Origin of the sequence: Blastococcus xanthinilyticus (assembly GCF_008124835.1) — a bacterium.
Lineage (GTDB): Bacteria > Actinomycetota > Actinomycetes > Mycobacteriales > Geodermatophilaceae > Blastococcus > Blastococcus xanthinilyticus.
Window position 1 is genome coordinate 1 of the sequence record NZ_VNHW01000027.1, and the last position, 22,251, is coordinate 22,251.

Below are 22,251 nucleotides of genomic sequence, written 5' to 3' on the forward strand. Positions count from 1 at the left end.
GTCCTCATGGGCGTCGACACCGCCCCGGCCATCGCCGCCGCGCTCATCACCCACGGCCGGGCGGCCGACACCCCGGTGGCCGTCGTCGCCGACGGGTCGACCGCGACCCAGCGCACCGTCCGCACCACCCTCGCCGGCCTGCCGGCCGCCCTCGTCGACGCCGGGATCCGGCCGCCCGCCGTCTGGGTGGTCGGTGAGGTCGTGAGCCTTTCCACCCCGCGCGCCGCCGCCCCGGCGGTGTGCCGTGACGGCGCGTGAGCGGGTCGTCGACCCAGGAGGAAAGGTGCCGAGGAAGTCGTCACTCGACCTGGTGACACCTCCGATCCCCGCCTAGCGTGGGCCCGTCCGGGCGGACCCATCCGTCGCTCAACCGGTGACAGCCGACCGGACGCCGCCGAACCACCCGCCGGCTCCGGCCGGCAGCAGGACCGGGGACCCATCGCACTCCCGGGGTGAAGCGACCGGCGGTCCCCTGGGGCCGCCGGACGCCGGGCGTCTTCCCGCCCGAACCCGTCAGCTAACCCGGTAGGCGGCCGTGGAAGAAAGGACCACCCGCCGAACATGGCGAGTTCGCTCACCCCTGCCCAGCGTCGGCTCTCCGGCCGCCGGGCCCTGGTGGCCCTCGTGGCCGCCGGCGGCGTCGCCCTGACGCCGCTCCCCGCGTTCGCCGACCCCGAGCGGCCCGCGACCTCCCAGGAGGCGGCGGAGCTCATCGCCGGCCGCGCGCACGACCTCGAGGTGCTCACCGAGCGCTTCAACGAGACCCGCGAGCAGCTCAAGGCCACCCAGCAGGCCGCCGACCTGGCCGCCGAGGAGCTCGCCGCCGCGCAGGCCGCCCTGGGCCAGGCACAGGACCGGGTCCGCACCGTGGCCCGCAGCGCCTACACCGGCGACGGCCTGGGCACCCTGGAGGCCCTGCTGACCAGCGGGTCGGCCGAGGACCTCGTCGACCGGGTCGGCCTGCTCGACACGATCGCGGCGCACAACAACGGCGTGCTCGGCGACGCGCGCACGGCCGGCGAGGACGCCGAGCAGGCCCGCGTCGCGGCCGAGCAGGCCGCCGCGGACGCCCAGGCGCACGTCGAGCGGGTGGACGCCGAGCGGGCCCAGCTGGACGAGGAGATCGCCGTCTACCAGGCGGAGTACGCGCGGCTCACCGCCGAGGAGGAGCGGGCCTCGCGCGCCGCGGCCGAGCGGCGCGCGGCCGAGGAGGCGGCGCAGCAGGCCGCACAGCAGGCCCAGCAGCAGGAGGCCGCCGCACCGCAGCCCGCGGACGACGCACCTGCCGCCGCGCCGGCCCCCGCGGCGCCGGCTCCGGCGGCGCCGGCTCCGGCGGCACCGCCGCCCCCGCCCGCGGTGGGCGGCGGCGGCAGCGGCGCGGCCCGGACGGCCGTGGACACCGCGCTGGCCCAGGTCGGCGACCCCTACGTCTGGGCGGCCTCCGGCCCGAACGCGTTCGACTGCTCCGGCCTGATGCAGTACGCCTACGCCGCCGCGGGAATCAGCCTGCCGCACTCCAGCCGGATGCAGTCGCAGCTGGGCACCCCGGTGTCCCGGTCGGCGCTCCAGCCGGGCGACCTGATCTTCTTCTACAGCCCGGTCAGCCACGTGGGCATGTACATCGGCAACGGGCAGATGGTGCACGCCTCGACGTCCGGCGTCCCGGTGAAGGTCGCCTCGATCGACTCGATGCCCGGCTACAACAGCGCCCGGCGGATCGCCTAGCAAACCCCCTCCCTCCGGCAGCAGCGCTCGCGGCGGTCCCCTCCGGGGGGCCGCCGCGAGCCGTCGTGGGACCATCGCGTTCCGTGCGGGTCGCGACACGGGGAGACCTCCCCCGAGAGGTCAAGGTCCTGGCGGTCATCGCCTTCGTCGTCGCACTGGGCTTCGGCATCGTCGCCCCCGCGATCCCGCTGTTCGCGCGCTCGTTCGGGGTCGGCACGACCGCCGTGGGGCTGGCGATCAGCGCCTTCGCGTTCTTCCGGTTCGTCTCCGCGTTCAGCGGCGGGACGCTGGTCGAGCGGTTCGGCGAGCGGCTGGTCCTCGCCGCGGGGCTGGTCATCGTCGCCCTCGCGACCGGCGCGGCCGGGCTGGCCGGCAACTTCCCGCTGTTCCTCGGCCTGCGCGCGGCCGGCGGCATCGGCAGCGCCATGTTCACCGTCGCCGCGCTCTCGCTGCTGCTGCGGGTCGCCCCGCCGTCGCACCGGGGCCGCGCGGCCGCCACCTGGCAGGGCGGCTTCATCCTGGGCGGCATCGCCGGGCCCGCATTCGGCGGCCTGCTGGCCGAGCTCTCCCCCCGGCTGCCCTTCTTCCTCTACGCCGGTTTCCTGCTGGTCGCCGGCGGCGTCGGGATGCTGCTGCTGCGCGGTGCGGAGCCGGATCCGGACGCGCCGCCGGCGGCCGAGGCGGCCGGCCCCGACCTCGGCGAGGGGCCGATGCGGCTGGGCACCGCGCTGCGGTCCCGGGTCTACCTCGCCGCGCTGCTGGCGAACTTCGGGGTGGGCTGGGTGCTCTTCGGCGTCCGCAACTCCCTGGTGCCGCTGTACGTCACCGAGGAGCTGGGCCGCACGGTCGCCTGGGCCGGGGCCGGGCTGCTCGCCGGGTCGGCCGCCCAGGCCCTGGGGCTGCTGCGGTCCGGGCGGCTGGTCGACGGGTGGGGACGGCGGCCCTCGCTCGTCCTGGGCGCCGCGCTGGGCACCGCCGCCATGGCGATCCTCGTGGCGCCGCCTGCCATTCCCGCCTTCCTGGTGTCCATGGCGGTCTTCGGCCTGGCCGCCTCGCTGCTGGCCAGCGCCCCGGCGGCCCTGGTCGGTGACCTCACCGCCGGCCGCGGTGGCCGGGTGGTCGCGGTCTTCCAGATGTCGGCCGACCTCGGCGCGGTCGCCGGACCCCTGGTGGCCGGCTGGCTGACCGACGCGGTCTCCTTCCAGGCCGCCTTCGCGGTGAGCACCGCCGTGCTGGCGGCCGGGCTGGCCGGCGGCCTGCTCATCCCGCGGCAGGCCGCCCGCCCGGCGGCGGTTCCGGCCGCCACCCCCTGACCCCGGCGCTCAGCGGCCGCGGTAGAGCCGCGTGGTCAGCGGCAGGAAGACCAGCGCCAGGGCGGCGGCCACGACCAGCGAGACGACGATGGCGGTCCCGTCGGGCTCCCCGGCCATCAGCGAGCGGCACGCCGTCGCCAGCACCGAGATCGGGTTGACCTCGACGAACGCCTGCAGCGGGCCGGGCAGGGTGGCCGGGTCGACGAACACGTTGGACAGGAACGTCAGCGGGAAGATGCCCATGAACCCGGCGTTCATCACCGCGTTCGGGGTGCGCAGCAACAGCCCGAGCACGCAGAACACCCAGGAGAGCCCGAACGAGAAGACGACCACCAGGGCGAGGGACGCCAGCGCGCCGGCGACCCCCGCGTCGGGCCGGTAGCCGAGCGCCACGCCCACCACGATGATCACCGTGCCGGCGATGACGTACCGGACGCTGTCACCCAGCAGCGAGCCCAGCAGCGGCGCCGGCCGCCAGATCGGCAGCGACCGGAACCGGTCGACGACGCCCTTGGTCAGGTCGGTGTTGAGCGAGACGCCGGAGTAGACGGTCGTGAACAGCACCGACATGACCAGCAGCCCGGGCAGCGTGTAGTCCAGGTACGCGCTGGTCGAGCCGGCGATGGCGCCGCCGAAGAGATAGGTGAACATCAGCAGGAACATCACCGGGGTGACGGTGACGTCCAGCAGCTGCTCGGGGACGTGCTTGACCTTGAGCATCCCGCGCCAGCCGAACGTGAGGGCCGCCGACAGCGGGCCGGGCCGCGGTGGCCGCGGGGTCGAGGAGATCGCCCGGCGCACGGCGGCGGTGTCGGCGGCGTCCGGAGCGGTGGGGGTGGTGGTCATGACGGCTGCTCCTCGCGGGTCGGTGCGGGCGGCTCCCCGGCCGCGGCGTCCTCGGCGGCGTGACCGGTGAGCGCCAGGAAGACCTCGTCCAGGCTCGGCTGGTCGAGGGAGAAGTCGGCCAGGCCGATACCGGCGCGGGCGAGCTCGGCGACCCCGAGGGCGGCCCGGGCCGAGTCGGCGCACTGCGCCGAGAGGCGGCCGGGGTCGGGGGCCGGCACCACCGTGCCCACGGCCCGCTCCAGCACCGCCGCGGCCGCCGGGCGCGTGGCCGGGTCCAGCAGCCGCACGTGCAGCGCGCCGGTGCCGACCGATGCCTTGAGCTGGCCGGGCGTGCCCTCGGCGATCACCCTGCCGCGGTCGATCACCGCGATCCCGTCGGCCAGCTGGTCGGCCTCCTCGAGGTACTGGGTGCAGAGCAGGATCGTCGTCCCCTCCGCCACCAGCGCGCGGGCGATCTCCCAGACCTGGTTCCGCGAGCGCGGGTCCAGGCCGGTCGTCGGCTCGTCCAGGAACATCAGGCTCGGGGTGACCACCAGGCTGGCCGCGATGTCGAGCCGCCGCCGCATGCCCCCCGAGTAGTGCTTGACCAGCCTGCCCCCGGCGGCCGCGATGCCGAACGCCTCGAGCAGCTCGTCGGCCCGCGCGCGGGCCGCGGCCCGGCGCAGGCCCAGCAGCCGGCCCAGCAGGACGAGGTTCTCGCAGCCGGTCAGGTCCTCGTCGACCGAGGCCAGCTGGCCGGTCAGGCTCACCAGGTCGCGCACCGCGTCGGCCTCGGCGACCACGTCGTGGCCGAGGACGCGGGCGCTGCCCGAGTCCGGCGCGATCAGCGTCGCCAGCATGCGGATCGTGGTGGTCTTGCCCGCGCCGTTGGGGCCGAGCACCCCGTAGATGACGCCGGCGGGGACGGCGAGGTCGATGCCGGCGACCGCGGTCGCGTCGCCGAAGGACTTCGCGAGGGCGGTCGCCTCGATGGCCAGGGGGGCCTGCAGGGTCATGGGTGCCTTCCGGGGGTCGGCGGGCGTCGGACCTGTCTCCTGTTCGACGGACTCTGCGCGCCGGACTCATCGCCGTCGACCGACTTTTCCGCTGCCGTCCCGGGCCGGCCGTGCACGGCCGCGATCTCGCTGCGCAGGCGGGCGCGATAGGTTTTCAGCGGCCCGTCCGCCCACCCGCCAGGAGGCCATCCGATGTCCGACGTGCTCCTCGTCCTGCTGATCGTGTTCCTGGTGGCCCTCGCGGTGCTGGCGGCGGTGATCCTCGTCCTGCGCCGCCGGAACCTCGCGAAGGCCGCCGGCGCGCGCCGCCGGGTCGACCCGCTGGCCGACGAGCCCGACGTCTACGACCCGCACCAGATCGGCGTCGGCGACGTGATCACCTACGCCGGCATCGACCACGTCGTCCGCGGCACGATCGTGCTGGAGGAGGGCGGCATGACCTGGCGCGAGCACCTGCTCGACGGCTCCACCGGCCGCCGCTGGCTCACCGTGGAGGACGACGAGGGCGACCTGGAGCTGACCCTCTGGATGCGCCGGGAGGGCACCAACCTGACCCCGGACGGCGACGTGATCCTCGACGACCGGGTGCACCGCCAGATCGAGCGCGGGCGGGCCACGTACACCGCGGAGGGCACCACCGGCACCCCGCCCAGTGGCACGGTCGACTACGCCGACTACGCGACCGCCGACAAGACCGGGCTGATCGCCTTCGAGCGGTGGGCGGCCACCCAGTCCTGGGAGGTCTCCACCGGCCGCGCGGTCAGCCGCGGCGAGCTCACCGTCTACCACCGGACGCCGGACCAGTGAGCGAGCGCGCGAGCTCACCGATGGGCAGAACAGCTCCGCGAACGCAGCCGACGAGCGCCAGCGAGGAGGCCGCGTGAGCGTCCACCTGCTCGACGTCGAGCCCCGGGACGTCTCGGCCGCCGCCCTGGGCCTGCTGCTCGACCGGCCGGCGCCGGCGGCGCTGGCGCGGCTGGAGCTCGCCGACGGGCACGGCGGCTCGATCGTCCTCGGGGTGCTGGGCGCCTCGCACGTCGTCACCGCCACCCTCGGGCGCGCGCGGGTGACCGAGGAGGTCTCCTGCGACGCCGTCGGCGCCGGCGGCGACCCGCTCCCGCGCAGCACCCGCTCCGGGGGCTACCGGCTGACCTCCGCGGTCACCGCCACCGACCGCGCGGAGCTCGACGCCACCGCCGACCGGCTCCGGGCGCTCGCCGCGGCCGACCCGGCCTGGCTGTGCGGCGCCTTCCCCGGCTCGGCCGGCGCGCTCACCGCCCTCACCGCGCAGCCCGTGCCCGGGGGCGGCTGGGCGTGGCAGACCTGGCACCTCTACCCCGCCGGCGACCGCGGCGAGGTCGTCACGACCCGGACGAGGTGGACGCCGTGAGCACGATGCCCCGGACGCTGGCCCTCGCGCTGGCCGCCGTGCTGCTGCTGGTGAGCGGCTGCGGCAGCGGCACGCGCATCCGCGACTTCCTGGAGGCCAACTACGAGCGGACCGAGATCCTCGACGACACCTCGGTCTACGCCTCCCCCGACCCCGTGGGCACCACCACCGAGGCGATCGTCGACGCCGTCCCGCCGGCCGAACGGCAGGCCGACGGCGGCAACGAGTACCTGCGCTACGAGGACGACATCGTGATCGTGAGCGCCGCCGCCGGGGGCAGCACCGTGCGCGTCGAGGACCTCGACGGCCGCTACCGCGGCGGCTTCTTCGCCTTCCTCGGGCCGGGCTTCCGGCCCGGCTCCCCCGTCGGCACCAGCGGCGGCGGCGGCCCCGGCGACGTCAAGTGACCACACCCCTCCCGTCCCCCGTCCCAGGAGAGAACCCCGACATGAGCACCACGTGGCAGGCGCTGGAGTTCGGCACCGTCGACGGCGACCTGCTGGTCCAGGGCGTGGTGGCGACGCTGCTGTTCTTCGTCATCGGCGTGGGGGTGCTGGCGCTCGGGTTCCTGGCGCTGGACCTGCTCACCCCCGGCAACCTGCGCACCCAGGTCTACCTCGACCACAACCCGAACGCGGCGATCCTGCTGGCCGCCAACCACCTGGCCCTGGCGATCATCGTCGTGACCGCGATCATGACCAGCGCCGACGGCCTCGGCCAGGGGCTGGTGGACACGGCGGTCTACGGCTTGGTCGGTGTGCTGCTGCAGGCCGTGGCGCTGCGGGTGCTGGACGCGGTCATCCCGGCCAAGCTGCGCGACCTGGTCAACGAGCCGCGGCTGCGCGGCTCGGCCTGGGCGGTCGCCGCCACCCTCGTCGCCATCGGCGCGGTCAACGCCGCCGCCCTGTCCTGACGGCCGTGTCCGCACCCGCGCCCGAGGCCCCGCCGGTGGCGGGCGGGCACGGGGTGCGCTCCCGCCCCCTCCTGCTGGCCGCGGTCGCGGTCTGCGCCGCGTGCGGGCTGATCTACGAGCTGGTGCTGCTCACGCTGTCGGCCAGCCTGGTCGGCGGCGGCATCACCCAGACCTCGCTGATCGTCGCCGGCTTCGTGGCGGCGCTCGGCGTGGGCGCGCTGCTGGTCAAGCCGTTCCTGTCCCGGGCCGCCGTCACCTTCGTCGCCGTCGAGATCCTGCTCGGTATCGCGGGCGGGCTCAGCGCCGTCACGCTCTACGTGTCCTTCTCCTTCTACGGCACCAGCAGCGCCGTGCTGCTGGTCGCGACCGCGGTCCTCGGGGTGCTCGTGGGCGCCGAGGTGCCGTTGCTGATGACGCTGCTGCAGACCGGCCGCGACGGCGTGGACGCCGAGGGCTCCGGCCGGCTGCTCGCGGACCTGAACGCGGCCGACTACGCCGGCGCCCTGCTCGGCGGCCTGCTGTGGCCGTTCCTGCTGCTGCCGGTGGCCGGCCAGGTGCGCGGCGCGGCGATCACCGGGCTGGTCAACCTGCTCGCCGCCGCCGTCGTCGCCGGGCTGCTGCTGCGGCCCCAGATCAGCCGGCGGGCACTGCGGACGGCGACCGCCGCGCTGCTCGCCGCCGCCGCGGTGCTCGGCGTGCTGCTGGTGCAGGCGCGGGACATCGAGACCACCGCGCGGCAGCGGCTCTACGCCGACCCCGTCGTGGCGGCGCAGCGCTCGGCCTACCAGGAGATCGTGCTGACCGAGCGCGGCGACGACCTCCGCCTCTACCTCGACGGCGACCTGCAGTTCAGCAGCCGCGACGAGTACCGGTACACCGAGTCGCTGGTGCACCCCGTGCTGGCCCGCGACCCCGGGCGGGTGCTCGTCCTCGGCGGCGGCGACGGGCTGGCCGCCCGGGAGGTGCTGCGCCACCCCGGCGTCCGCGAGGTGGTGCAGGTGGAGCTCGATCCCGCCGTGGTGGAGCTGGCCCGCACCCGGCTGGCCGGCCTCAACGACGCCGCGCTGGACGACCCGCGGGTCGAGGTCGTGCTGGCGGACGCGTTCCGCTGGCTGCGCTCACCGCAGGCCCGCGGCTTCGACGCGGTGGTCGTCGACATGCCCGACCCCGACACCCCGGTGCTGGGCCGGCTCTACTCCACCGAGTTCTACGGCCTGGTCGCCGCCGCGCTGGCCCCCGGCGGGCTGGTGTCGGTGCAGGCGGGCAGCCCGTACTCCACGCCCACCGCCTTCTGGCGGACCGTCTCCTCGATCGAGGCGGCCGGTCTCGCGGCGACGCCGTACCACGTGCACGTGCCCAGCTTCGGTGACTGGGGGTTCGCGCTGGCCTCGCGCGGGACGCAGCCGCCGGAGCTCGCGCTCTCCCCGGCGGCCCCGGCGACCCGGTTCCTGGACGCGGCGGTGCTGGCGGCCGCGGCGGTGTTCCCCGCTGACCGGCCCCGCCAGCGGCTGGCGCCCTCGACCCTGGACCGGCCACTGATCGTCGAGGACATGCGCGCGGGCTACGTCGGCTGACGGTGGCGTGAGCATCGCAGTGAGCGCCGGCGAGCGAGGAGCGGAGCGCGGCCGGAAGCCGACCCGCGTTGTCGTGGGCTGACGGTGGCGTGAGCATCGCAGTGAGCGCCGGCGAGCGAGGAGCGGAGCGCGGCCGGAAGCCGACCCGGGTTGTCGTGGGCTGACGCCTGTAGCGTTTCCTGCGTGACCGCCGCCCCCACCACGTCCGCCCAGCCGGCCGGGACCGCGGTGGCCGAGGCCGCCCGGCGCCGCACCTTCGCCGTGATCAGCCACCCCGACGCCGGCAAGTCGACCCTCACCGAGGCGCTCGCGCTGCACGCCCGGGTGATCGGGCAGGCCGGCGCGGTGCACGGCAAGGCCGGCCGCCGCGGCACGGTGTCGGACTGGATGGACATGGAGAAGGCCCGCGGCATCTCCATCACCTCGGCGGCCCTGCAGTTCGAGTACCGCGACGCGGTGGTCAACCTGCTGGACACCCCCGGGCACGCCGACTTCTCCGAGGACACCTACCGGGTGCTCACCGCCGTCGACGCCGCGGTGATGCTCGTCGACGCGGCCAAGGGCCTCGAGGCGCAGACGATGAAGCTGTTCGCCGTCTGCAAGCACCGCGGCATCCCGATCGTCACGGTGATCAACAAGTGGGACCGCCCGGGCAAGGACGCCCTCGAGCTGATGGACGAGATCACCGAGCGCACCGGCCTGACCCCCACCCCGCTGACCTGGCCGGTCGGCATCGCCGGTGACTTCCGCGGCGTGCTCGACCGGCGCGACGGCAGCTTCCGCCGGTTCACCCGCACCGCCGGCGGCGCGACGATCGCCCCCGAGGAGCTGCTCTCCGCCGAGCAGGCGGCCGAGCGCGAGGGCGACGTGTGGCGGCAGGCCGAGGAGGAGGGCGAGCTGCTCGAGGCCACCGGCGCCGAGCACGACCAGGAGTCCTTCCTCGGCGGGGTCACCACACCGGTGCTGTTCGCCTCCGCCGTCTCCAACTTCGGCGTCGGGGCGCTGCTGGACGTGCTCGTCGACCTCGCCCCGCCCCCGGTCGGGCGGCCGGACGCCGACGGCGCCGTCCGCGGCCTCGACGAGCCGTTCAGCGCCTTCGTGTTCAAGGTGCAGTCGGGCATGGACGCCGCCCACCGCGACCGGCTGGCCTACATCCGGATCTGCTCGGGGGTGTTCGAGCGCGGCATGGTCGTCACCCACGGCCGCACCCGGCGTCCGTTCGCCACCAAGTACGCCCAGCAGGTGTTCGGCCGGGAGCGGGAGAGCGTCGACCTGGCCTACCCCGGTGACGTCGTCGGCCTGGTCAACGCCAACGCCCTGGGGGTCGGCGACAGCCTCTACGCCGACCGGCCGGTCACCTTCCCGCCGCTCACCACCTTCGCGCCGGAGCACTTCGCCGTCGTCCGCAGCCGGGAGACCGCGAAGCACAAGCAGTTCCGCAAGGGCATCGAGCAGCTGGACTCCGAGGGCGTCGTGCAGGTGCTGCGCTCCGAGCGGCGGGGCGACGGCTCGCCGGTGCTGGCCGTCGTGGGGCCGATGCAGTTCGAGGTCGCGACCCATCGCATGGAGCACGAGTTCAACGCCCCCGTGGCGCTGGACCGGCTGCCCTACACGATCGCGATGCGCACCGACGAGGCCTCGCTCCCGCTGATCGCCTCCTCCGGCGGGGTCGAGGTGGTGCAGCGGACCGACGGCGAGCTGCTGGCGCTGTTCCCCGACAAGTGGGCGCTGCGCATGCTGCAGCAGCGGCACACCGCCCTGACGCTGGAGCCGCTGGTGGCCGCGCAGCTCGCGTGATCCTCAGCCGCGGAGGGTCCGGTAGATCTCCTCGGCGTGGTCGAACACCAGGAAATGCCCTTCGCCGGCGAGCCAGTGCCCCGAGCTGTCCGGCAGCATGGCGCTGAGCACCTGGCCGAGGACGACGGGGACCTGCCAGTCCTGCGTGCCGTGCCAGATGTGCACCCGCTGGCGCACCTCCGAGAGCGGGAAGCCCCACGGGCGGAACAGCAGCGCGCGGTCCTCGGCGAGCGCCGCCGTGCCGTTGCGCATCCCCTCGGTGAAGGTGTCGGCGAGGATCCGCCGGACCGCCGGCCGGCCGATCACCCGCCGGTCGGCCGCGTTCAGCCGCAGCTGCAGGTAGCGCGGGATGAGCGCCGGGCGCAGCGCCAGCGGCGCGAACGCCGGGCGCAGCACCGCCGACAGCTGCGGCCGGTGCAGGCTGGCACGGACCCGGCCGGGCACCCACCGCGGCCACGGCCAGGGGACGTCGGGCGGCGGCGCCCCGCCGAGGATGCCCACGGTCGTCACCCGCTCCCCGAGGGCGTGCGCGCAGGCCAGCGCGTAGGCGGCGCCGCCGGAGAGGCTGAGTGCCGCGCACCGGTCGACGCCGAGGTGGTCCAGCAGCCGGGCGACGTCGTCGGGCCAGTCCGCGACCCGGCGGCCGGGGTGCGGGTCCGAGCGCCCGAAGCCGGGCCGGTCGGGGACGATCAGCCGCACCCCCCACCGCCGGTAGTCCGCGACGTCCTCGACGTGCCGCTCCAGGCGCGAGCTCGGCGAGCCGTGGCAGCCGAGCACCGGCTGCCCGTCGGGATCGCCGTGCTCGGCGTAGGCCAGGGTCCGGCCGTCGGGCAGCCAGAGCTCGCCCTCCCGGATCTCGCGTTCCTCGTCCATCGCCGGTCCCTACCCCGGTCGCGGCCCGATCCGACCTGGGGACGAGCACCGTCCCGCCCGACGACCGCCCGGTGCCGAGGTGTGTCCGGCGGGTTCCGGCGGGTAGGTGTGACCGGCTCCGGCCGGCGGCCGCGCGGGGCCGGACCGGAGGTGCGGTGATCAGCATGCAGGAGCCACCGGGACGGGTCGCCGTCGTGACCGGCGCCAGCAGCGGACTCGGCCGGGCGGTGGCACACCGGCTGGCGCAGGACGGCTGGGCGGTGGCCCTGCTCGCCCGCGATGCGGCCGGTCTCGCCGCCACGCGCGAGGCCCTGGAACGGATCGGCGCAGCCGGCCTCAGCCGGCCGGTGGATCTCGCCGATGCGGCGGCCGCCGGGGCCGCGGTCGAGGAGGTCGCCGCGGCGTGGGGGCGGGTGGACGTCCTGGTCAACGCGGCCGGCACGGACGTCCCCGGCACCGTCGAGGAGACGACCATGGAGGACTGGGATCGCGTCCTCGCGGTGAACCTGCGGGCCCCGTTCGTGCTGAGCAGGGCGGTCTTCCCGCACATGCGCCGGGTCGGCGGCGGAACCATCGTCAACGTCTCCTCGGTCGCGGGCCTCCGGGGCTGGGGAGCCGCCGCGGCGTACTGCTCCTCGAAGTTCGCCCTGACCGGTTTCACCCAGTCCCTGGCCGCCGACGGCCGACCGCACGGCATCCGGGCCTGCGTGCTCTACCCCGGGGCGATGGCGACGTCCTGGGGGGCCTGGGACCCCGCCGCGCGCCGGACGGCCGACCAGGGGGCGCGGCCGCAGCCCGGCAGCGATGCGCTGGGGCCCGGGCAGGTCGCCGACCTCATCGCGTGGATCGTCGCCGCCCCCGGCAACCTGGTGCTCGACCAGGTCACCGTGACACCGCTGCACGAGCAGGGATGGCCCTGAGCCGGCACCCCGTCAGGTGTCCGTGGCGCCGGGGTCAGCGGTGCGCGGCTGCTAGCTTGCGGGACATGGCGATCGATCCCCGCGGAGCCGACCTCAAGCGCTACCTGCAGGAAGACCCCGGCGGGCCGGTGGTCATGCTCAACCTGCTGCGCTACGCCGAGGGCGGCCGCGAGCTGTACGCCCAGTACGCCGAGGCGCTGAGCAGCACCTTCCTCCCCCGCTACGGCGGCGAGGTGCTCTACGCCGGCGACGGCTCGACCGCGCTGGTGGCCGAGGACGGGCAGTCCTGGGACACCGTGCTGCTGGTCCGCTACCCCACGCGCGAGGCGTTCAGCAGGATGGTGGCCGACCCCGAGTACCAGCAGGTGACCGAGCTGCGCACCCGCGCGCTCACCGAGGCGGTCCTCCAGGCCACCACGGCCTGGTAGGCCCACGGTGCCGGCGGGACGCGCCAGGCGGAGCGCGGCGGGGACGCTGCTGGCCGTCGCCGTGGTGGCCGGCTGCGGCAGCGCTGCGGAGCCGGTGCCCGGCGAGCAGGCGAGCACGGTCGCGGCGCAGCGGGTGTGGTGCGCCGGATCGGGCCCGGCGGTCGTGCTGGTGAACGGCATCGGGGACGACGCCTCGGCCCAGCAGTGGCGCGAGGTCCAGCGGGAGCTGGCCGACCGGGCCCGGGTCTGCCGCTACGACCGGCCCGGCACCGGGGACAGCCCCGCACCGGAGGGGCCGGACCGGGGAGCCGACGAGCTGGACGCCGAGCTGGCGGCAGTCGTGGCTCACGCGGCCGGGAGCGGCGAGGTGGTGCTCGTCGCGCACTCCTTCGGCGGCTACCTCGCCCTCGTCCACGCCCAGCGGCACCCGGACCGGGTCGCGGGCCTCGTCCTCGTCGACGCCCTGGCCCCCTCCGTCGGCGTGCTGCGGGGCACGGGCGCGGCCGACCTGGCCGGCGTCCCCATGGCCGACGAGCGGCTCGATCTCACCGACGTGGAGAGCGCCGCGGCGGCGGTCGCCGACCTGCCGGGCGACCCGCCGACCGTGGTGCTCAGCCGCGGCGAGGGCGCCTCGGCGTCCTGGACGGCCGGGCAGGCGGCGTTGGCCGCGCTCTCGACGCGCTCGCGGTCGGTCGTCGTGGCGGCCGGGCACCAGATCCCGTCGGAGCGGCCGGAGGCGGTGGTCGCGGCGGTCGACGAGCTGCTGGCGGAGCTCGGTTGACGCGGCGCGGGAACCGGGCTCAGTGCCCGCGGAAGGCCTCCTCCAGCCACCACGACGGCTGGTCGCGAGTGACCTTGGCGTCGACCAGCAGCGGCGCCGACCGCGGGCCGGCCAGCCAGCCGGCGACGCCGTCCAGGTCGGCCGGACGCCGCACGGTGACCGCCGCGTAGCCGTACCCGCGGCCGATTGCCGCGAAGTCGGTCTCCGGGAAGCGCACGGTGTCCAGCGGGTGCCCGTCCGGGCCGAAGTGGTGCACCTCGGCGCCGTAGCCGGCGTCGTCGTAGACGATCACGACCATCGGCAGCCCGAGCCGGACGACGGTCTCGAGCTCCGCGGCCCCCATGAGCGCTCCCCCGTCGCCGAGCGCGGCGACCGGCAGCCGGTCCGGCCGGGCCAGGGCCGCCCCGATGGCGGTGGCCAGGCCCAGGCCCACCGACTGGAACGCCTGGGTGAAGCAGAAGCCGTGCTCGTCGGGCACGTCGAGGAACATGCTCGGGTAGCCCATGAAGTTGCCCGAATCCACCGCCACGACCCGCTCGGCCGGCAGCAGGTCGTCCAGCGCGGCGGTCAGCACCCGCGGGTCGATCCGCTCCCCGTCGCCGGTGTCGGCGAACGGTTCGTCCCGCCAGCGGCGCCGGCGGGCCAGCGCCTCGCGCACCTCCGCGGTCCGGTACCCCTCGGGGCGCTCGTCGCCGACCGCGGCCGCCGCGGCTCCCGCCACCGCGCGCACGTCGCCGACCACGCCGAAGGTCACCTCGCGCTGCGCGCCGATGGCCGCGGCCTCGTCGTCGACCTGCACCACGACGGCGTCCCCGGCGATGAGCCGGCCGTGCCGCATCGTCCACATGTTCAGCGCGCACCCCCAGCCGACGATCAGGTCGGCGCCGGCGATCAGCTCGGCCGCCAGCGGGGTGGCGAAGCCACCGGAGACGTCGAGGTCCCAGTCGCTGCCGCGGAACAGGCCCTTCGCGACCGCCGACGTGGCCAGCAGCGCGCCGCAGCGGTCGGCGAGCCGCGCCAGCTCCTCCCGGGCACCGCGGGCGCCCCGGCCGGCCACGAACACCGGGCGCCGCGCGGCCCGCAGCGCCTCGACCAGCCGGTCGGTCTCCCCCGGCTCCGGCGCGCGGGCGCCCCGGCCGGCGCGCGCGGGCGGCACCGCACCGGGTGCGTCGCGCTGCTGCACGTCCAGCGGCAGGTTCAGCACCACCACGCACCGCTCGTCGAGCGCGGTGGCCACCGCGGCCGCCGCCTGGTCCGCGGCGTGCTCCGGGGAGGTCACCCGGACGGAGACGGCGCCGACGGCCTCGGCCAGCGCCGGCTGGTCGACGAAGAAGTTCGACCGGCGGGAGGTCGCCTCGGCGGTGAGCACCACCAGCGGGGTGCGGCTCTTGGCCGCCTCGGTGATGCCGGTCAGCGCGTTGGTGAGGCCGCACCCCTGGTGCAGCGTGAGCACCGCCGGGCGGCCGCTCGTGCGGGCATAGGCGTCGGCCATCGTGGCCGCGCCGCCCTCGTGGCGGGCGGCGACGTACCGGGCGCCGGCGGCCACCATCGCGTTGGTGGCGACGAAGTTGCCGGAGCCGACCACCCCGAAGGCCGTGTCGACCCCACCGGCGACCAGCGCCTCCCCGACCGTGTGCGCGACCGTCCGCCGGGCAGCGGTCATCCCCGCTCGACCAGCGCCAGCACCCGCGACGGCGACCCCGAGCCGGAGACGATCGGCAGCGGGGCGGCCACGAGCAGCGCTCCGGTGGGCGGCAGGCGGTCGAGGTTCTGCAGCTGGGTGAGGCCGTACTTCCCGCTGCCCATCAGGCCGGCGTGGCAGGGGAACGGCGGGTCGAAGGAGTGCGCGGCCCCGGCGTCGGTGCCCACGGTCTCGACGCCCAGCCCCAGCACCGGCGACTCCTCGGCCAGCCACCGGGCGCAGGCCGGGGAGAGCCCCGGGGTGTGCGGGCCGGTGTCATCGGCGTTGAGGAACTCCTGCTGGGAGCCCGACCGGGCGTCCCAACCGGTGCGGAAGAGCAGCCAGCCGCCCTCGGGCAGCGGCCCGTGCTCGGCCTCCCAGGCACGGACGTGCGCCACCTCGAGCAGGAAGTCCGGGTCCTCGGCCGCCTCCGCGGAGAAGTCGAGGACCACCGCGGGGGCGATCAGCCGGCGGGCCGGCACGGAGGCCACGTCGTCCCCGTGCTGCCCGGTGACCCAGTGGTTGGGCGCGTCGAAGTGCGTGCCGGTGTGCTCACCGGTGCGGAAGTTGTTCCAGTACCAGGCCGGGCCCCGGTCGTCGTACCGGCTCAGCTCCTCCAGCTCGAACCGCGCCGTCTGCGCGAACTGCTCGGGGAGCTGGATGACCGGCGTCTCGGCCGACAGCGGCGCGGTCAGGTCGACGACCTCGACCCGCGCGGTGACCAGCGCGTCGGCCAGGCTGGACAGGAGCGACATCGCGGACCCTTCGCAGGTGGGCGGGACGGCCGACAGCCAATCACAGCCGGACCCGCCCGTCCCCCGCTCCGGTCAGCGCTCCTTCGGGATCATGATCCAGAGCGCGATGTAGACCAGCTCCCCGACGCCGACGACGCCGAAGACGATGAATCCGAGCCGCACGAGGGTCCGGGAGACCCCGAACCGGTTGGCCAGGGCGGCGCACACCCCGGCGATGACCTTCTGCCCACGTGGTCTGACCAGTGTCGATGCCATGCGCAGGCCCTACCCGGGGCGTCGCCGGGGAACACCCGCCGGGTCAGGCCCGCGCCACCAGCCGCAGCACCGCCTCGGCGACGACGTCGGGGCGGTCGGCCGGCACGAAGTGGCTGGCGTCGTCCACCCAGGTGAGCCGGGCACCGGGGATGTCGTCGGCCAGCCGCTGGCCGTACTCCTGCTTCAGCTGGTGGTCCAGCCGCCCCCACACCACCTCGGCGGGCACGGTCAGGCGGGGCAGGAAGGGCGCCACGGTCTGGGTGTACACGGAGTCCAGCGACCGCAGGTGCCGGGCCAGCAGCGCGGGCCCGCCGGGCCGGGACCAGGGCTCCACGAACCGGTCGAGGAACGCCGTCGCCCGGTCCTGGTGGGCGAAGAGGGTCCGCAGTGCCGGGCGCAGACCGGCGGCCAGCACCGGGGGCGGCAGCTGGGCCAGCACCGGCCACGCGGCCTTCATGGCCCGGACCAGCGGCACTGGCCAGCCGTCGTAGCAGACCCCGTCGACCACGCCCAGCCCGGCGACCCGGTCGGCGGCGGAGGTGGCCATGATCTGGGCGACCCCGCCACCCAGGTCGTGCCCCACGACGACCGCGCGGTCGACCTCGAGCACGTCCAGCAGCCGCACCAGCCGGGCCGCCTGGGCCGCCAGGTCGACCCGCGGGCGGCCCGCGGGCTCGGAGTCGCCGTAGCCGAGCATGTCGACGGCGAGCACCCGTGCGGCACCGGCGACCGCCGGGACCACGTCGTGCCACAGCAGGTGGTTGGTGGGGATGCCGTGGACGAGCAGGACCGTCGGTCCGGCGTCACCGGCCGCCCAGACGTGCAGCCGGCCGTCGCCGACGTCGATGCTGCGGGTGCTCCCGACCGGTACGTCCACAGACCGGGCAGTGCCCCGCTCGGCGGCCGCCGATGCACAGCATCCGGCCTAGGTCGGCCGGCGGCGGGGTAGGGACCGGCGATGGATGCCATCTCCTTCGGAAAGGCCGGCCTCAAGGGCTGGCGCGCACGCCTGGCCGATGCCGTGGCCGGGCCGGTGTCCCGGCGGGCGCCGGTCACCGACGACCAGGTGCGCGCCGCGATCGGGGCGGTGTTCCTGGTCCTGTCGGTCATGTACGTGGCCAAGGCGGCGAAGGACCTCGCGGCCGCCCGCTGAGCCGCCGGGAGGGGCGTTGGCGCGGTCACCGCCCCCTCCTTCCGGGGGGTCGCGCGAGCCGGTCTCCCCGCTGACCTCGGGAATGCCGTACAGTCCTGTCCGGTCGCTGTTGCGCCTCTGCTTTCGTTCTTGGACGTCCGCAGTCGTCTCTGCCTGACGTTCCTCTCGGTCCTGCCGGTCGGTGCGGCGGCCCCGCTCCGGTAGGTACCGGTGCGGTCACCTCCCAGCACGGAAGAAGAACGACATGGCTCAGGGCACTGTGAAGTGGTTCAACGCGGAGAAGGGCTTCGGGTTCATCGCCCAGGACGGCGGCGGCGCCGACGTCTTCTGCCACTACTCCGCCATCACCGGTAGCGGCTACAAGTCCCTCGACGAGGGCCAGCAGGTCGAGTTCGACGTCACGCAGGGCCAGAAGGGCCCGCAGGCGGAGAACGTCCGCCCGCTCTGATCGGCGAGTGACGGGGGCCGCGGCGCACTGCGCCGCGGCCCTTTCGCATCTCCGCGGCCGCCGTCCGGGCGACCGCACCGACCCCGAGGGGCATCCCATCGCCACCCACGTCGGACGCTGCGCGGAAGCCCACCTCGGCTGCCCGTGCCGAGGGGACCAGACCATCCACGAGGAGCGCAGCCGCGCCGTCACCGAGGCGCGGGCGGACGCCGAGCAGGCCGTCGAGTGCCCCGAGTGCGGTGGGCCGACGACCCCGCTGTGCATCGTCTCGTGGGGCAACTGCCGGGCCTGCCGCACGGCGCACTCGCGCTCCACGCACCCGCTGCGCTGGTGACCGGCGCTACCGCGCCCGCACGTCGGCTCGGCGCGGCAGCGTCCAGTACCGCCCGAGCACCCGGTCCAGCTCCGGGTCGAACGGGTCGGGCCCCCCGCCCGGACAGGGCGTGAGCTCGCCGAACCACACCTCGCCGTCGACGTCGTAGAGATCGACCCGGATGAAGTCCGAGGCCCGGCCCGCCGGGAGTCCGCCGCGAGGTCGGAGTCGTCGGGCCGGTACGGGAGCCCGGCCAGCATCCGGTCCTTCATCTCCCCCACGTCCGGCACGGTATCCACCCGATCCGCCCTCCTCCGACCCGAGGGCGGGCACCGGGGCGCCACCGTCCCCCGAGCGGGGCGCGGCGCCGATCGGGGAGACTGCGGGGGCCCGGCCGGCGGGCGCCGGGGCGGGGAGGTGGGCGTGACCGAGGAGCTGCCCACGCCCGATTTCCGCCGGGTCTTCGACGTCTCGCCCACCCCGTTCCTGCTGCTGACGCCCGACCACGTGATCGTGCACGCGAACCAGGCGCGGCTGGAGGCCACCGCGACGACCCTCGCGGAGACGGTAGGCCGGAACCTCTTCGACGTCTTCCCGATGAACCCCGACGACCCGGCCGCCGACGGCCTGGTCAACCTCCGTGCCTCGCTGGAGCGCGCCCGCGACACCCGCCGGCCGCACACCATGGCGATCCAGCGCTACGACATCCCGCGGCCCGACGGCGGCTACGAGGAGCGGTTCTGGAGCCCCCGGAACGTGCCCGTCCTGGACGACGACGGGCAGGTGGTGCTGCTGCTGCACCGCTCCGACGACATCACCGACTACATCCGCGCCCGGGACGACGCGGGCGCGCCCGGGGCGGGTGACCAGGGGCGCGTGGCGCAGGTGGAGGCCGACCTGTTCACCCGCACCCGGGAGCTGGAGCACAGCAACGCCCAGCTCCGGGCACTGCGCGAGCGCGAGCAGCGCACCTCCCGCGCGCTCGCCGGCCTGGCCCGCACGGTCTCCGCGCTCTCCGCCGCCGAGACCCGCCAGGACCTCCTCCGGCTGGTCGCCGATCGGGGCCGGCCCGGGCTCGCGGCCGACCACCTGGCGGTCGCGCTGCACCGGCCGGGCGCGGCAGAGGTCACGATCGTGGACGGGTCCGCCGGCAGCGGCCACCGCATCCCCGTCGACTCCCCGGCCCCCGCGGCGGTCGCCGCCTCCGGCCGGCGGGTGCTCGTGCCGGACGGCGCCCTGGACCCGGCCGCCCCCGCGCCGGGCCCCGGCCTGCGGGCGTGGGCCGCCCTCCCGCTGCGCGTCGGTGAGCGGGTCCTCGGGTCCCTGACCGTCGGCTGGCGCGCCCCCCGGCCGTTCCAGCACGACGACGTGCAGGTCCTGGAGGCGTACGCCGCGCAGTGCGCCCAGGCGATGGATCGCGCGGCGCGGCTCGAGCGGGAGCGCCGGCAGGCGCGGGACACCCGCAGCCTCGCCGAGACGCTGCAGCGGTCGCTGCTCACCGAGCCGCCCCGCCCCGAGGGGCTCGGCATCGCCGTCCGCTACCGGCCGGCCGCACGGGAGGCCGAGGTCGGTGGTGACTGGTACGACGCGTTCCCGACCCGGGACGGCGCGACCACCCTCGTCGTCGGCGACGTGACCGGCCACGACCGGACCTCGGCGGCCGTCATGGGGCAGCTGCGAAACCTGCTGCGCGGGGTCGCGCACGCGCTGGGCAGCGGTCCGGCGGCGGTGCTCGGGTCACTGGACCGCGCGATGAGCGACCTGGGCATGACCACGCTGGCCACGGCGGTTCTGGCGCGCATCGAGTCGCCGGCCGGAGCGGCTCCCGGGGCGGGGCGGGTGCTGCGGTGGTCGAACGCCGGCCATCCGCCGCCGCTGCTCATCCGGCCGGACGGTGCGGTCGAGCTGCTCGACCGCCCGCGGAACCTGCTGCTCGGCGTAGCCCCGGAAGGCGCCCGGGCCGAGCACGCGCTCCTGCTCCCGCCCGGCGCCACGGTGGTGCTCTACACCGACGGGCTGATCGAGCGGCGGGACGCCACCCTCGACGACGGGCTGCGGCGGCTGGCCGATGCCGCCTCCGACCTCCACGCGCTGCCGGTCGAGGCGATCTGCGATGCCGTGCTCGGTCGCGTGGCACCGGACTTCTCCGACGACGTGGCGCTGGTGGCCCTCCGGGTGGAGGGCGACCGGCCCGGGCCGCTCAGAGGCTGATCGCGACGGTGGCCGCCAGCTCCCGGACCGCCTCGAGCTCGGTGGGGCCGGCTGCGCCGGTGAGGCTCAGCGGTGCCGCGACCTGCTTCCACCGCAGCGCCCCGGTGATCCGCTCGATGCTGCGCAGAGCGCCCGCGGTGTCGTCGTTGCCGTGCACGTAGACGCCGAACGGCAGCCCGGCCGTGGCGTCCAGGCACGGGTAGTAGACGGTGTCGAAGAAGTGCTTCAGCGCCCCGGACATGTAGCCGATGTTGGCCGGCGTGCCGAGCAGCACCCCGTCGGCGGCCAGCAGGTCCGCCGGGCCGGCGGAGAGGGCCGGGCGCACCGCGAGGTCGACCTCGTCCACGAGCGCGACCCCCTCCCGCACCGCCTCCAGCACGGCTTGCAGGGCCGGCGACGGCGTGTGGTGGACGACGAGCAGGCGGGGCACGGGGCCATCCTGCCGCCGGCCCGGCCGGCCGACCACCTCGGCGGCGGGGGTGTGAGAGTGGCGGCATGCACCTGCTGCTCGAGTACACCCTGGCCGCGGACTACCTGGAGCGCCGCACCGCGCTGCGGGAGGACCACCTCGCCCTCGCCAGGGAGGCCCACGACCGGGGTGAGCTGCTGCTCGCCGGCGCGCTGCCGGACCCCTACGACCGCGCGCTGCTGGTCTGGACCGCCCCGCGCGAGGTGGTCGAGCGGTTCGTCGCGGAGGACCCGTACGTGCTCGAGGGCCTCGTGACCGGGTGGACGATCCGGCCCTGGAACGTGGTGGTCGGCTGACCCGGGCTCAGCTCCCGTCTCCCGCTGCGGGTCGCAGCTGCCCGTAGATGCGGGCCAGGTCGGGCAGCTGGACGTGCGCGTTGAGCCCGCTCGGGTTCGGCACCACCCAGGTCAGCGCCCCACCGATGCGCTCGGGCTGCAGCCCCATGACCGCCTTCGGCCGGGCGAACCCGTCCCGCCACGCAGTGACGCCGAGGACGGCCAGCGCCTGGGGCCGGTAGGTGGCGACCAGGCGTTCCAGGGCCGCGGCGCCGGCCCGCAGCTCGTCGCGGGAGAGCTCGCCCGCCGTCCGGCTGGGCCGGTCGACGACGTTGGTCACCCCCAGCCCGTAGCGCAGCAGCTCCCGGCCCTCGGCCGGCTGCAGCCGGCGCGGGGTGAGGCCGGCCAGGTGGAGAGCCGGCCAGAACCGGTTGCCGGGCCGGGCGAAGTGGTGCCCGGTCTCGGCCGACATCAGCGACGGGTTGATGCCGCAGAAGAGGATGTCGAGCCCGGGTGCGATCACGTCGGGCACGGGTTTGCCGGTCACGCGGCCATCCTCCCCGGCGCATCCGGTCGCCCGTGCCGCGGCGCCCCGGAACTGTCGTACCCCCCGCCTAGCCTGCGGTCATGTCGTCGGGTGTCGGGTTCGCGGTCGGGGTGACCGTGATGCCGGTGAGCCCGCCGTCGGAGTGGGAGCTGATCGATCCCGATCCGTTGCCGCGGCTGGGTGAGCCGCTGTCGGGCTGGTTGCCGGCCCGCCGGTCGGCGGGTGAGGCGGCGGGGTTGCTGGGGCAGATCGTGGTCGCGGAGGCGCAGCTGGCGGCGTTGCGGGCGGAGCTGGTGAGGGATCTGGCCGCGGCCCGCCCGGCGCCGGCCGATCCGTTGCCCGGTGGGCACGGTGCGGGTGCGGTGGGGCCGGCCGGGGTGAGTGAGTTCCTGCCCGATGAGCTGGCCGCGATCCAGAACTGCAGCCGGGCGGCGGCGGTGACGCTGCTGGAGCACGCCGAGCTGCTCACCACCGTGCTGCCGGGAACGCTGGGAGCGCTGGCCGCGGGGGTGCTGGACCGGCCCCGGGCCCACGCGATCGCCGCGGAGGTGGCCGCGACCGGGCGGGAGACCGACCCGGCGGTGATCGC

26 protein-coding genes, 2 pseudogenes and 1 riboswitch are annotated in these 22,251 nt (G+C 75.8%); of the genes and pseudogenes, 18 read left to right on the plus strand and 10 right to left on the minus strand.

Features of this window, described 5'->3' with window-relative positions:
• The 3 genes and pseudogenes from BD833_RS22075 to BD833_RS22085 form a co-directional block, all read left to right on the plus strand.
• A pseudogene (locus BD833_RS22075) lies at positions 1-258 on the plus strand (uroporphyrinogen-III C-methyltransferase); the annotation flags it as partial.
• 136 nt (positions 259-394) lie between these two features.
• A riboswitch (cyclic di-AMP (ydaO/yuaA leader) is annotated at positions 395-547 on the plus strand.
• Between the two features lie 14 nt (positions 548-561).
• The gene (locus BD833_RS22080; protein ID WP_166535318.1) at positions 562-1,725 is read left to right on the plus strand and encodes a C40 family peptidase; all 1,164 of its coding nucleotides are present in this window, start codon (positions 562-564) and stop codon (positions 1,723-1,725) included.
• An 83-nt stretch (positions 1,726-1,808) separates the two neighbouring features.
• The gene (locus BD833_RS22085; protein ID WP_166535319.1) at positions 1,809-3,038 is read left to right on the plus strand and encodes an MFS transporter; all 1,230 of its coding nucleotides are present in this window, start codon (positions 1,809-1,811) and stop codon (positions 3,036-3,038) included.
• A 9-nt stretch (positions 3,039-3,047) separates the two neighbouring features.
• Here the strand turns inward: BD833_RS22085 and BD833_RS22090 are convergent, their stop codons facing one another.
• Both BD833_RS22090 and BD833_RS22095 read right to left on the minus strand, forming a co-directional pair.
• The gene (locus BD833_RS22090) at positions 3,048-3,884 is read right to left on the minus strand and encodes an ABC transporter permease (RefSeq protein ID WP_166535320.1); all 837 of its coding nucleotides are present in this window, start codon (positions 3,882-3,884) and stop codon (positions 3,048-3,050) included.
• On the minus strand, positions 3,881-4,879 hold the full coding sequence (locus BD833_RS22095) for an ATP-binding cassette domain-containing protein (protein ID WP_166535321.1): 999 nt from the start codon (positions 4,877-4,879) through the stop codon (positions 3,881-3,883). The genes BD833_RS22090 and BD833_RS22095 overlap by 4 nt, the downstream gene beginning before the upstream one ends.
• 192 nt (positions 4,880-5,071) lie before the next feature.
• Between BD833_RS22095 and BD833_RS22100 the strand changes: the two genes are divergently transcribed.
• The 6 genes from BD833_RS22100 to BD833_RS22125 all read left to right on the plus strand — a co-directional run bounded on the left by BD833_RS22100 (position 5,072) and on the right by BD833_RS22125 (position 10,553).
• Positions 5,072-5,686, plus strand: coding sequence for a DUF4178 domain-containing protein (locus tag BD833_RS22100; RefSeq protein ID WP_166535322.1), 615 nt, complete (start codon positions 5,072-5,074; stop codon positions 5,684-5,686).
• A gap of 73 nt (positions 5,687-5,759) precedes the next feature.
• Positions 5,760-6,269 carry a DUF2617 family protein gene (locus tag BD833_RS22105; protein WP_166535323.1) on the plus strand — a complete coding sequence of 170 codons (510 nt, stop codon included), beginning with the start codon at positions 5,760-5,762 and terminating at the stop codon, positions 6,267-6,269.
• A gap of 5 nt (positions 6,270-6,274) precedes the next feature.
• Positions 6,275-6,676 (plus strand): DUF4247 domain-containing protein, encoded by a 402-nt coding sequence (locus BD833_RS22110; RefSeq protein WP_166535338.1) that lies wholly within the window; start codon positions 6,275-6,277, stop codon positions 6,674-6,676.
• 41 nt (positions 6,677-6,717) lie between these two features.
• Positions 6,718-7,182, plus strand: a complete 465-nt coding sequence (locus BD833_RS22115; protein WP_166535324.1) for a DUF350 domain-containing protein — start codon at positions 6,718-6,720, stop codon at positions 7,180-7,182.
• 5 nt (positions 7,183-7,187) lie between these two features.
• The gene (locus tag BD833_RS22120) at positions 7,188-8,756 is read left to right on the plus strand and encodes a polyamine aminopropyltransferase (RefSeq protein WP_166535325.1); all 1,569 of its coding nucleotides are present in this window, start codon (positions 7,188-7,190) and stop codon (positions 8,754-8,756) included.
• Positions 8,757-8,939: 183 nt separating this feature from the next.
• Positions 8,940-10,553 carry a peptide chain release factor 3 gene (locus tag BD833_RS22125; RefSeq protein ID WP_208092831.1) on the plus strand — a complete coding sequence of 538 codons (1,614 nt, stop codon included), beginning with the start codon at positions 8,940-8,942 and terminating at the stop codon, positions 10,551-10,553.
• 3 nt (positions 10,554-10,556) lie between these two features.
• On the opposite strand, the gene BD833_RS22130 is transcribed toward BD833_RS22125, so the two are convergent.
• Complete coding sequence (locus tag BD833_RS22130) at positions 10,557-11,426, minus strand: alpha/beta fold hydrolase (RefSeq protein WP_166535326.1); 870 nt, start codon at positions 11,424-11,426, stop codon at positions 10,557-10,559.
• A 164-nt stretch (positions 11,427-11,590) separates the two neighbouring features.
• On the opposite strand from BD833_RS22130, the gene BD833_RS22135 reads away from it, so the two are divergent.
• The 3 genes from BD833_RS22135 to BD833_RS22145 all read left to right on the plus strand — a co-directional run bounded on the left by BD833_RS22135 (position 11,591) and on the right by BD833_RS22145 (position 13,555).
• Positions 11,591-12,346 (plus strand): SDR family oxidoreductase, encoded by a 756-nt coding sequence (locus BD833_RS22135; protein ID WP_166535340.1) that lies wholly within the window; start codon positions 11,591-11,593, stop codon positions 12,344-12,346.
• Between the two features lie 65 nt (positions 12,347-12,411).
• Positions 12,412-12,774 (plus strand): DUF1330 domain-containing protein, encoded by a 363-nt coding sequence (locus BD833_RS22140; protein WP_166535327.1) that lies wholly within the window; start codon positions 12,412-12,414, stop codon positions 12,772-12,774.
• A 7-nt stretch (positions 12,775-12,781) separates the two neighbouring features.
• Positions 12,782-13,555 carry an alpha/beta fold hydrolase gene (locus BD833_RS22145; RefSeq protein WP_166535328.1) on the plus strand — a complete coding sequence of 258 codons (774 nt, stop codon included), beginning with the start codon at positions 12,782-12,784 and terminating at the stop codon, positions 13,553-13,555.
• A gap of 19 nt (positions 13,556-13,574) precedes the next feature.
• Here BD833_RS22145 and BD833_RS22150 read toward each other — a convergent pair whose 3' ends face one another.
• The 4 genes from BD833_RS22150 to BD833_RS22165 form a co-directional block, all read right to left on the minus strand.
• Entirely contained in the window at positions 13,575-15,218 is a 1,644-nt protein-coding gene (locus BD833_RS22150; RefSeq protein WP_166535329.1) for a thiamine pyrophosphate-binding protein, read from the minus strand.
• Positions 15,215-15,991, minus strand: a complete 777-nt coding sequence (locus tag BD833_RS22155) for a cyclase family protein (RefSeq protein WP_166535330.1) — start codon at positions 15,989-15,991, stop codon at positions 15,215-15,217. The genes BD833_RS22150 and BD833_RS22155 overlap by 4 nt, the downstream gene beginning before the upstream one ends.
• A gap of 72 nt (positions 15,992-16,063) precedes the next feature.
• Positions 16,064-16,246, minus strand: coding sequence for a PspC domain-containing protein (locus BD833_RS22160; protein ID WP_166535331.1), 183 nt, complete (start codon positions 16,244-16,246; stop codon positions 16,064-16,066).
• A gap of 43 nt (positions 16,247-16,289) precedes the next feature.
• Positions 16,290-17,123: an alpha/beta fold hydrolase gene (locus BD833_RS22165; RefSeq protein ID WP_166535332.1), complete on the minus strand. Its 834-nt coding sequence runs from the start codon at positions 17,121-17,123 to the stop codon at positions 16,290-16,292.
• Positions 17,124-17,204: 81 nt separating this feature from the next.
• Between BD833_RS22165 and BD833_RS22170 the strand changes: the two genes are divergently transcribed.
• The 3 genes from BD833_RS22170 to BD833_RS22180 all read left to right on the plus strand — a co-directional run bounded on the left by BD833_RS22170 (position 17,205) and on the right by BD833_RS22180 (position 18,181).
• Positions 17,205-17,399 carry a hypothetical protein gene (locus BD833_RS22170; protein WP_166535333.1) on the plus strand — a complete coding sequence of 65 codons (195 nt, stop codon included), beginning with the start codon at positions 17,205-17,207 and terminating at the stop codon, positions 17,397-17,399.
• Positions 17,400-17,643: 244 nt separating this feature from the next.
• Positions 17,644-17,847, plus strand: a complete 204-nt coding sequence (locus tag BD833_RS22175; RefSeq protein WP_166535334.1) for a cold-shock protein — start codon at positions 17,644-17,646, stop codon at positions 17,845-17,847.
• A gap of 7 nt (positions 17,848-17,854) precedes the next feature.
• Positions 17,855-18,181 carry a hypothetical protein gene (locus tag BD833_RS22180; RefSeq protein WP_166535335.1) on the plus strand — a complete coding sequence of 109 codons (327 nt, stop codon included), beginning with the start codon at positions 17,855-17,857 and terminating at the stop codon, positions 18,179-18,181.
• A 6-nt stretch (positions 18,182-18,187) separates the two neighbouring features.
• Here the strand turns inward: BD833_RS22180 and BD833_RS23495 are convergent, their stop codons facing one another.
• Positions 18,188-18,679 (minus strand): ATP-grasp fold amidoligase family protein, encoded by a 492-nt coding sequence (locus BD833_RS23495; RefSeq protein ID WP_424945180.1) that lies wholly within the window; start codon positions 18,677-18,679, stop codon positions 18,188-18,190.
• On the opposite strand from BD833_RS23495, the gene BD833_RS22190 reads away from it, so the two are divergent.
• Entirely contained in the window at positions 18,584-20,371 is a 1,788-nt protein-coding gene (locus BD833_RS22190; RefSeq protein ID WP_208092834.1) for a SpoIIE family protein phosphatase, read from the plus strand. The genes BD833_RS23495 and BD833_RS22190 overlap by 96 nt on opposite strands.
• Here BD833_RS22190 and BD833_RS22195 read toward each other — a convergent pair.
• Positions 20,361-20,801, minus strand: a complete 441-nt coding sequence (locus tag BD833_RS22195) for a flavodoxin family protein (protein ID WP_166535336.1) — start codon at positions 20,799-20,801, stop codon at positions 20,361-20,363. The genes BD833_RS22190 and BD833_RS22195 overlap by 11 nt on opposite strands.
• A gap of 65 nt (positions 20,802-20,866) precedes the next feature.
• On the opposite strand from BD833_RS22195, the gene BD833_RS22200 reads away from it, so the two are divergent.
• Complete coding sequence (locus tag BD833_RS22200; protein WP_166535337.1) at positions 20,867-21,136, plus strand: YciI-like protein; 270 nt, start codon at positions 20,867-20,869, stop codon at positions 21,134-21,136.
• A 7-nt stretch (positions 21,137-21,143) separates the two neighbouring features.
• Here the strand turns inward: BD833_RS22200 and mug are convergent, their stop codons facing one another.
• A complete protein-coding gene (mug, locus tag BD833_RS22205) occupies positions 21,144-21,662 on the minus strand; it encodes a G/U mismatch-specific DNA glycosylase (protein WP_208092835.1) in 519 nt (172 codons plus the stop codon).
• 80 nt (positions 21,663-21,742) lie between these two features.
• Between mug and BD833_RS22210 the strand changes: the two are divergent.
• Positions 21,743-22,251 (plus strand): annotated as a pseudogene (locus BD833_RS22210) (hypothetical protein); the annotation flags it as partial.